This is a genomic window from Siminovitchia fortis (assembly GCF_007681465.1).
Classification (GTDB): Bacteria; Bacillota; Bacilli; order Bacillales; family Bacillaceae_C; genus Siminovitchia; species Siminovitchia fortis.
On sequence record NZ_VEKZ01000053.1, the window covers coordinates 19,101 to 28,349 of the forward strand.

General features: G+C 42.5%; 10 protein-coding genes. 7 read left to right on the forward strand and 3 right to left on the reverse strand.

Annotated features, from left to right (window positions below; translation table 11 throughout):
• Nucleotides 1–119: 119 nt before the first annotated feature.
• The 3 genes from FS666_RS14955 (at nucleotide 120) to FS666_RS14960 (ending at nucleotide 1,537) form a co-directional block, all read left to right on the forward strand.
• Entirely contained in the window at nucleotides 120–470 is a 351-nt protein-coding gene (locus FS666_RS14955) for an ASCH domain-containing protein (protein ID WP_144462311.1), read from the forward strand.
• Between the two features lie 169 nt (nucleotides 471–639).
• The gene (locus tag FS666_RS19880) at nucleotides 640–795 is read left to right on the forward strand and encodes a hypothetical protein (RefSeq protein ID WP_186306571.1); all 156 of its coding nucleotides are present in this window, start codon (nucleotides 640–642) and stop codon (nucleotides 793–795) included.
• 124 nt (nucleotides 796–919) lie between these two features.
• Nucleotides 920–1,537, forward strand: coding sequence for a YitT family protein (locus FS666_RS14960; RefSeq protein WP_144462313.1), 618 nt, complete (start codon nucleotides 920–922; stop codon nucleotides 1,535–1,537).
• A gap of 27 nt (nucleotides 1,538–1,564) precedes the next feature.
• Here the strand turns inward: FS666_RS14960 and FS666_RS14965 are convergent, their stop codons facing one another.
• The 3 genes from FS666_RS14965 to FS666_RS14975 form a co-directional block, all read right to left on the reverse strand.
• Nucleotides 1,565–2,095, reverse strand: a complete 531-nt coding sequence (locus FS666_RS14965) for a histidine phosphatase family protein (RefSeq protein ID WP_144462315.1) — start codon at nucleotides 2,093–2,095, stop codon at nucleotides 1,565–1,567.
• The gene (locus FS666_RS14970) at nucleotides 2,077–2,847 is read right to left on the reverse strand and encodes a phosphosulfolactate synthase (RefSeq protein WP_144462317.1); all 771 of its coding nucleotides are present in this window, start codon (nucleotides 2,845–2,847) and stop codon (nucleotides 2,077–2,079) included. Before FS666_RS14970 ends, FS666_RS14965 begins: the two co-directional genes overlap by 19 nt.
• 240 nt (nucleotides 2,848–3,087) lie before the next feature.
• Nucleotides 3,088–4,197: an IS4 family transposase gene (locus tag FS666_RS14975; RefSeq protein ID WP_144462319.1), complete on the reverse strand. Its 1,110-nt coding sequence runs from the start codon at nucleotides 4,195–4,197 to the stop codon at nucleotides 3,088–3,090.
• 207 nt (nucleotides 4,198–4,404) lie between these two features.
• On the opposite strand from FS666_RS14975, the gene FS666_RS14980 reads away from it, so the two are divergent.
• From FS666_RS14980 to FS666_RS14995, 4 genes are all read left to right on the forward strand, one after another.
• Entirely contained in the window at nucleotides 4,405–5,652 is a 1,248-nt protein-coding gene (locus FS666_RS14980; RefSeq protein ID WP_186306570.1) for an MFS transporter, read from the forward strand.
• Nucleotides 5,653–5,666: 14 nt separating this feature from the next.
• Nucleotides 5,667–5,957, forward strand: coding sequence for a hypothetical protein (locus tag FS666_RS14985; protein WP_120073762.1), 291 nt, complete (start codon nucleotides 5,667–5,669; stop codon nucleotides 5,955–5,957).
• Nucleotides 5,958–6,496: 539 nt separating this feature from the next.
• The gene (locus FS666_RS14990) at nucleotides 6,497–7,339 is read left to right on the forward strand and encodes a gluconate 2-dehydrogenase subunit 3 family protein (protein WP_244943931.1); all 843 of its coding nucleotides are present in this window, start codon (nucleotides 6,497–6,499) and stop codon (nucleotides 7,337–7,339) included.
• A gap of 15 nt (nucleotides 7,340–7,354) precedes the next feature.
• Nucleotides 7,355–9,094 carry a GMC family oxidoreductase gene (locus FS666_RS14995; protein ID WP_144462321.1) on the forward strand — a complete coding sequence of 580 codons (1,740 nt, stop codon included), beginning with the start codon at nucleotides 7,355–7,357 and terminating at the stop codon, nucleotides 9,092–9,094.
• Nucleotides 9,095–9,249: the final 155 nt, after the last annotated feature.

Sequence of the window (9,249 nt, forward strand, 5' to 3'; positions counted from 1 at the left end):
ACAAAAGATGTGTTAAAATGATATTAGTTAGAAGATCCGGATGAACTGTTAATCCGGATCTTCATGAGCAAGAATATGGATATTTGTAAAAAAGATTTCTTCAAAGGTGGTTTTATTACATGAAAGACATCAAAAGCCTTCCGCCAAAAACTTGTACAATTGAACGCTTAGTTACAGTACCTGCCGATGTAGAAAAAGTGATCCAGGGCAGGAAAACAGCCACCCGCCGAAATGGACGCTATGCTGACATTGGGGAGGTTATGAATTTAAAAGGCAATCAATATATCGTGGAAAACGTTTACTCCCAAAGCCTGGGAGAAATGACGGATGAACATGCAAAACAAGAGGGATATAAAGATTTGGAAGATTATAAAGAAGCCATCTTAGGATTTCACCCTGGTATGAAATGGCTTCCGAACATGAAGGTATGGGTACATGAGTTTGCTCCATTGCAAAAACATGCATTATAGGGCGTGTTCAAAAATGGTTTATGGTTGCAAAACCTAAATTGCAGTAGGCGAGAATAAAAAATAACCTTTTTGGCTAAGGCTATCAAGGTTATTTTTTTATTTTGAGTATAAGGAAAATAAATTGGGGAACATAAAAATTCAAACAAATTTCGAAAGGAGGCCAGTTACAATGCATAAGAATCAAGCGGAGAAAAAAATTTCGAAAGGAGGTTCCGATCAGCCTGTTGATCAAACAAGAAAAACACCGCGTTATGACCATAAAAAATCGGAACGAGTCCAATCTGAAACATTGAGATATGAAAATGCAGATGAAATTTATGAGTAAATGAGAAATTTCGTCCAACTCTTAAAAAATGTTCCTACATAAAATGGTTATTTTCTCATAAGATGGACAAGGAGGGGATATACATGGGAGCCAGAAACAATATGAAGGATATGCATTCGATTCTATGAGAAAATTATTTCTTACGTATGTCTGTTTATTTGCAGGGGCTTTTCTGCAGGGAATGTCCATGTCTTTGTTCTTGTTTCCGCATTCCATCCCTTCCGGCGGTGCAGCAGGCATCGCCCTCCTTATCAACCATTGGTTTGATTTATCATTAGGTTTTTCCTTATGGCTTGCAAATGCAGTTTTTTTATTGTTCGCTTTGAATTTCTTTGGATATACATGGACCTTCAGGACGGTGCTTTCGGTTGCAACCACGTCTGCCACCATCAGCTTTTTTACCATGCAGGTACCTGTGCAGCCCGGTTTTCTATTATTGGATATGGCTGCGGGCAGTTTGTTTTTCGGCCTGGGTGTCGGGCTGCTCATTCGTGCCGGGGCTTCAAGCGGCGGGATGGTGATTCCGGCGCTGATGATTGCGTTTCATAAAAACTGGAGTCCGGGAAAAGTCATGATGGGGATTAACCTATTTATCTTTCTTTTAACTTCCCTTGTCATAGACTATAAAATTGTCATTTTCGCCATTGTCTGTCAGTTTATGTCAACGAATGTAATTGATTTTATTTATCATTTAAAAATCCATAAAATCACTTCCATGACTGTAAGTTGGAGAAGAAGATAAAAAGATCCCATTATCCCGGGATCTTCTTTAAGTAATATGGATGGTCAGACAATCGTTATTTTTAACTTCCATTTTATTCATTTGATTTATGTCTCCGTAATTTACATAGGATAAAGCTCCTCTAATCCAAGCACCATGCCCAAAAGCCAAAATTTTTTTGCGGCTTTTGTATTTTTGCATGAAGGAGATAATTCTTTTTTCCAAGTCTCTGACGGGTTCGCCAAGTGTAATATCAAGGGGATGATCCACCCATTTGCTTCCCAATTTTTCTATTAGTTTTTTCTTTGGAAGCCCTTCAAACGTACCGAAATCCAATTCGTCAAGCAAGTGCTCAATTTCCGGTTCATATCCGTACAGCCGGGCCGTTTCTTGTGTTCTTTTCAACGTGCTGGCCAAAATTAGATCAAAGGGTGCCAGGCTCTCCAAGTGCTCCTTATTTTTCTTGATCTTATGCAAATCATTTTCAGTGACAGAGGAAATCCTTATATCGCGCCTGCCCTGCAGCCACGTTTTTTTATTCCATTCCGTAGACAAGTGCCTTATAAAGGTAACTTGCATTCAGCTTCCTCCAGGAAAAAAGTCTCGCATCTTAACCCGCATCTTTGAGCCTCTAAAATTAAAACGTCAGACAGCCTCACATTCCCCAAATTGACGTTTGGTCCAATCTCGTTGATGAAATACATCTGATGCTTCGGAAGAGGCGCTTCAAATATGATTTTATTGCAGTCAATCTCTTTTCGTAATTCCTCTACCAATTCAGACTTGATCAACCCGCTTTTATCGTAAATGCCTGAAGTGCCGGAATCCCTGCCTTCCGTGATGACATATTGGCAGCCGGCTTCCAGCAGGATTTTGACTTCGTCTACCCAATCGGAAGTGGACATATGCTTGTTTGCATCCTTGGACCCGACTTCTGCTATCACGTGGAAATCGTTTTTGAGCTGTAAAACAAGATTAAGCCGCTCGTTTAAAGGGATATCGATTGTCCCGTTGGATATCTCTATCCATTCGATTTCTAATTTCCTCAAGTAATCGGTATATTCCGTCAGTTTGTTTTGATAATAGGCTTTTTCAAACAGGGTGCCCCCGCAATATGGTTCGATGTCATATTTTTTATAGAGTGCAATTTTTTTCTCAACGTTCGGCGTGACATAGGCTGATCCGATTCCCAACTTGGCAATATCGATAATATGCCCGTAATCGGATAAAATATATTCCAGTTCTTGTAAAGGAACGCCAAAGTCAGCAATTGAAGTAATGCCATAAGTTCTCGTTCCAGAAGTTCTCATTGGCAAATCCAAAAATTCCATAAGGAAAACGCCTCCTCCAGTTTCTACGATAGACTATTCAAAAGCTGGGCAAGAGTGCAATTTTATTGTTGAATTAATTTATTGTAATTGCATCACTAGCGTTGCATAAATGCCGTTAGAATATTCCGTTAATATACTTTCATGAAAAAGTGCCAAAAAGGCAAAGCCTTAAGCAAAGGTGGCACTGTCCATTTGGTAAAAATATACAATTAAACAAAAGGGACGACGACAAGCGATAAGCTAAGTTTCTTCTTCAAAGCGCCGAATCCATACGAATGCGGGTTTCCAAATGGCTGCCTTTAGCCATCGGCTGATACGAAGTAGTGTTTTCTTACTATTCGTCTCCAACTGGATGAGCACATGCAGGCAATAGGTGATGAGCGCCAGGTAGATCTGGTTTTGTATCGCAGTTTCACTCATCCCATAGAAGTGTTTGATCTCTACATGTTGCTTGAGCCATTTGAAGAATAGCTCAATTGCCCAGCGCGAACGGTAGATTTCACTTATTTCGTCGGCTTCCAGATCAAACCGGTTGGTGATCAGCCGAAGGACATTCCCTTTGGAATCTACCACTTCTAACAGTCGAAAAAAGTTTTCCGCCCGGTTTTGAGTCGAACCGATAAGCACCATCTTATCCGACAAGACCGTGCTTCCCTCAGGCAGGGAGAAGGATTCCACTTCACGGATGACGGCATTTTTCTTCAGTCTGGATACGAAGAAATAGCCATCATCTGTCATGCGGTCAAAACGTTCATAGTCGACGTAGCCGCGGTCAAACACATACATGGATTCCTTGTCATCCACGAGGACTTCCAGTTGGTTTCTGTCATGTTCTTTCGCTACCGTAATGACTGCCTTTTCGGGATAGACGGTGTCCTTATCCATGAATACAAGCCGTAAATGAAGCTTGACGCCTGCTTTGGTCTTCCGGAATTTTGCCCATTTGTAGTTCGTCAGATTAAGTGGAAGCGTACTTGAATCAATGATTTTTAGAGGCAAATTCCTTGTGCTGGGATGGCGATATTCTTGAATCTTTTTCACAAGATCCAGGAACAGCGTTGAAAGGATAGCCGGATCCAAGTTGTTATTCTTCCGAGAAAGTTGCGATGCACTGATAGATTCAAACCCCAGCGTTATTTGAAGGTCTTCATCTAGTAAAGCGTCACTGATTGCGTGCAGACTATTGAACTCGTGAAGCTGGGCAAACAGTAAGAGCTTGATATACGCTCCCGTCGTTAGTTTCTTTGTGTAATAATCCTGTTTAAGAAATTTAACTTGTTCATTAATTTTTTCCGTATTTATGGGTAAAACCCATTTACCAAATGATGAAAGTAGTGTATTCTTGTCCATAGCTGAAGTCCTTTACTTTGGATTTGGACAGGAACCACCTGACCTCTCCATTGTAAAGGATTTTTTGTTGTCTAAACTGGTAATTATTGAATGTTTTTAGTATTTTGAATTGCTAATTTCAATTAATGCAATGCTAGTGTAATTGCATAAAAAGCAAGTATGCCGCCAAAATAAAAAGGATCATAATTCAGGGCGATGGGAGGGAATATGTTGCCGAAGCAAAAAAATAAGGGGATGGCCATCGCGGCAATTGCATCCATTCCCCTAATTTTGGTTTTGGGAAATTCCATGCTCATTCCGATTTTGCCGAAAATGAAAAGTGAGTTTGATGTTTCCCAGTTTAAAATCAGTTTAATCATTACGGTATTTTCTATGGCTGCGGCTGTATCCATCCCGATTTTAGGCTATTTATCCGACCGTTTTTCCCGGAAAGCGGTCATTATCCCGGCACTGATTTTATATGGTAGCGGAGGGATATTGGCCGGTGCAGCCTCGGCATGGTTTTCCAATGCATACACATGGGTATTGGCAGGAAGAATCATGCAGGGAATTGGTGCAGCCGGCACTGCTCCGATTGCCATGGCTTTGACAGGGGACCTTTTTAAAGGCGGAGAACAAAGCAAAGTGCTTGGTCTGGTTGAGGCTTCAAACGGTTTTGGGAAAGTCATCAGCCCGATTCTTGGTTCATTGCTTGCACTGATTATATGGTATGCCGTGTTTTTTGCTTTTCCGATTTTTTGTCTTATATCCATTCTTTTAACCATATTTTTTGTGAAGGAAAAGAAAAAGGATGAAGAACCGCCGAGCGTCGGCAATTACATCAAGGGACTGGGTTCTGTTTTTAAAACGGAAGGACGATGGCTTTTTGTTGCATATTTTACGGGAGCGGCATGTTTGTTTACGCTGTTTGGGATATTGTTCTATATATCCGATATTCTCGAAAAGGACCATCATATTGACGGTATTCTAAAAGGCGGCATCTTGGCTATCCCGCTTTTATTCATGACTTTGACCTCATATATAACCGGAAGCAAGATTGGAAAGAACATGAAATTAATGAAAAAGCTGATTGTCATTGGATTAATATTAATGACAGCGTCTTTTTCAATATTGGTCTTTTTTAAAGGGTTGATCCCTTTCATCTCTATTCTTGTTTTCAGCAGCATAGGGACCGGACTCGTACTACCTTGCATTAACAGTTTCATTACCGGATCAGTATCAGCAGAGCGCAGAGGTTTTGTCACGTCTTTATATGGGTCGGTCAGATTTTTAGGTGTCGCTGTCGGTCCGCCAGTTTTTAGCGCGCTCATGGATTGGTCAAGATCTGGGATGTTTTTAACTACAGCCGGCATTGTGTTTCTGGCTATGCTATTATGCCTGTTTTTCATCCGTGTCAAGAAAGAGGAACCTTCGACAGGCAGCGGGACGCTATTCGAGCAATTAAAGTTCACATAAAGGAGCAAAACAAATTGGAAATTTATTTTTCGCCTGAAGTTATAAACCCGCATTTTCAATTATTGAACATTGTGGATGCAAATGGAAAAGCGGTTGGAAATGTAGCTTTTTTATTCGATGAAAAAAAATTATATGTACATGGACTTCTGGAGGAAAAAGGGGTTGAAGCGGATTTCAAGGATTTGGTCACTCCATATTTAAAAGGACTGGCAAAAGCGAAAGAGGGCTTAGATATATTCTCCTGTCTGTATTCCGGATGCGAAAAAATTGATCTGAACGGGGATAAAGAAAGCGGAAATCAATAGTTTAATCAGAAAAGGCTTTGATGTCAGTGAAACGCTGATCATCAAGGCTTTTTTATTTTTAAGGAAATTATAAACTGGTTTGGTCGTGGATAGCATACTTTTCACGTTAATCTACGTCCAGCCCCAGCGCCTATCGACTAGCAGACTTCGCGCCTCCTCCTACGATAAGTCAACATCGGCTCCGACGCACAGGAGGTGCTAGTGCAGGCGAAGCGACAGGACGTCGCTGCTTGAGCCTGCCTTCGTCGCCGTGTTTCCTTTATCTCGTCGAAGGCACTCCAGTGTCTAGCTTCAGACGGCAGGGGCTCGAGGTCGCTTCGGTCAAACCAATGAAGTCAAAGAACGACTTCACAGGTTTGCCCTCCAGCGCTTGTCGCCCCTAAACGGCCGTCTTCCGCATTTCAGTCTGTACGTCGATGAACAGGCGCTTCCACTTTTGTTCTTATAAATTGAGACGCTTGTATAATAATTTGGATGGATGGAAAGTATTGGAACAAAGTGAAAAATTAATATGAATCCTTTTAAAGGAGGGAAAAAGGGTGACAGACCAGCACTCAGATAAAGATGAAAAAAAAGGATTGAGCCGGCGCCAGTTTCTTAAAAACACTGGCATGGTTGCGGGAGGTGTTGTCGGAGGTTCTTTGTTAGGGGGATTGCTGACAAATGAATATCAAAAAAAGCAAGAAGCCCAAATTAAAGATGAGGCTGTAAAGGGTGCAGCACTACAGGAAGCGCGAATGTTTTTCAGCCGTAAAGAAGATTTCGATATATTGGGAGCTGCAACAGAGCGTATATTTCCGAAGGATGATATTGGCCCGGGGGCCATTGAGCTCGGAGTCCCTTACTTTATTGATAAGCAGCTGGCCAGTTATTGGGGGACAAATGCAAAGGAATATATGAAAGATCCGTTTAGACAAAATAGCGAAGAGCATGATTACCAGCACAAGGACAGCCAGAAAGATAAAACAGGTCCCGATACGGATACCCAAACACCGGTACCAACGCCAAGATACCAATCGCGGTTGACAAGGGCCGAAATTTTTCTAGCCGGGCTCCGGAAGATGGAAAAAGTGAGCCAAGATAAATTTAAAAAGAAGTTCGTTGATGCCAGTCCTGATCAGCAGGACCAAGTGCTCAAAATGTTTGATAACGGCGAGGTAGAGATGCAGGGCGTTGATTCTGTCACTTTTTTCAATCTGCTCCTTAAAACCACCATAGAGGGTGTGTATTCGGATCCGTTATATGGGGGCAATAAAAATATGCAGGGGTGGAAGATGAAAGAGTACCCGGGGCCGCGCGCATCTTTTGAAGACGTCATTGAGGCCGAAAAATTTGTGAAAATGGATCTCCAAAGTCTGAAAGATTATCAAAAATATGCATAATGGGAGGAATCAGTCATGGCAAAAAGACTGAAACCAGTAGATGTTGTCGTTGTCGGATCCAGCTGGTCAGGCGGGGTTGTATCAGCTGAACTATCCAAAGCGGGCTATAAGATCGTTTGTTTGGAGCGCGGTCCTAAAAGAGTGCTCGATGATTTTACCGGAGTGAAAGATGAGCTGCGGTTTACCAACAGGTTCGAGCTAATGCAGAACCTGTCACATGAAACGATTACCTCAAGAACTGATATTGATGAAGTGGCACTTCCCGTAAGGACACGGGAAGAGATGATGGCAGGAACGGGTTCCGGCGCCGGCAGTGTTCACTGGGCGGGTGCAACTTACCGTTATTGGCCGTATGACTTTGAAATTTATAGCAAGACGGTCGAGAGGTATGGAAAGAAAAAGATTCCCGAAGGGATGATGCTCCAGGACTGGGGGATCACCTATAAGGAGATGGAACCGTATTATGAGCGATGGGAAAAGACGGCAGGAATATCAGGCGAGCGAGATCCTTTGGGTGAACGGAAAAGCGATTATCCGAACCCTCCGTTGAAAGAGTCGCCTCCTATCAAGTTGTTCAAACAAGCGGCGAAAAATCTGGGATACAATCCGTACCAGGTTCCGTCTGCAAATGTATCCCAAAGATATGAAAACCCTGACGGAGAAGTGATTAATGCATGTATGTACTGTGCGTTTTGTACACAATATGGCTGTGATTTCGGAGCCAAGGCCGACTCTCTTGTAACAGTGATTCCAACAGCGCAGAAAACGGGAAATTTTGAACTGAGAACTGAAAGCTATGTCCGCCGTGTACTGCATAAAGGCGGCAAGGCAACGGGAGTCATGTATGTTGATACGAAAACTGGCCAGGAGTACGAACAGCCTGCAAAAGTGGTCGTTTTAGGCGCTTTTACTTTCACAAACAACCGTCTTTTGCTGTTGTCGGGAATAGGACAGCCTTATGACCCGAAAACCAGGCAGGGAGTGATTGGAAGAAATTATCATGGCCAGTTCAATATTACCTTCAGAGGTGCAAGAGGCTTTTTCAATGATAAAAAATTCAATCTATATGCCGGAGCCGGTGCTCTGGGGGGAACATTCAACGATTTGAATGCAGATAACTTCGATCACTCGAATCTTGATTTCATTCATGGGGGTGCAGTAGAGCTCAGGCAGTATGGAGACGGGGCAATTGCAAGCAACCATGTGCCGGCCGGAACGCCAGCCTGGGGACCGGAATTCAAGAAAAATTCTATTCACTATGCCCACCGCAATATGGTCGTATGGTATACACCCGCCATCATGTCTTGGTGGCATAACTACGTGGATTTAGACCCCACATATAAGGATGATTTTGGCGATCCGCTTCTGCGCGTAACTTACAAATATACCGACCAGGATCGTGCCATTGCAAAGTTTGGCGTTGAGAAATGTGCGGAAGTAGTAAAGGAAATGGGTGCTGACATTATTGACAAGGATGATATTCCGCAAGAATTTGATCATATTTATCAAGGAGGACACTACGCAGGCGGTGTCATCATGGGAAGCGATCCATCGACTTCTGCGCTGAACAACTATCTGCAAATGTGGGACATGGAAAACCTTTTTGTTGTCGGTGCTTCTGCTTTTCCTCATTTTGGGGGGCATCATCCAACCGCTACTGTAGGAGCATTGGCATATCGTGCTTCAGAAGGTGTTGAAAAGTATCTTAAAGAGGGCGGCATCCTGGCAGAAGTAAGGGAAAGTAATACTGCCTGATCATTAGAGGTTCAAAGAAAGTCTTCAAAATTAAAAGAAGATGTAATCGAAAAGGTTCCTGATAAATCAGGGACCTTTTTTGCAGAGTAAGCGTATAAGATGTTTTAGCTTTAAAATTTTGAACAAAGCCTTTTGTTGTCTAGCTCCAGCGCCTA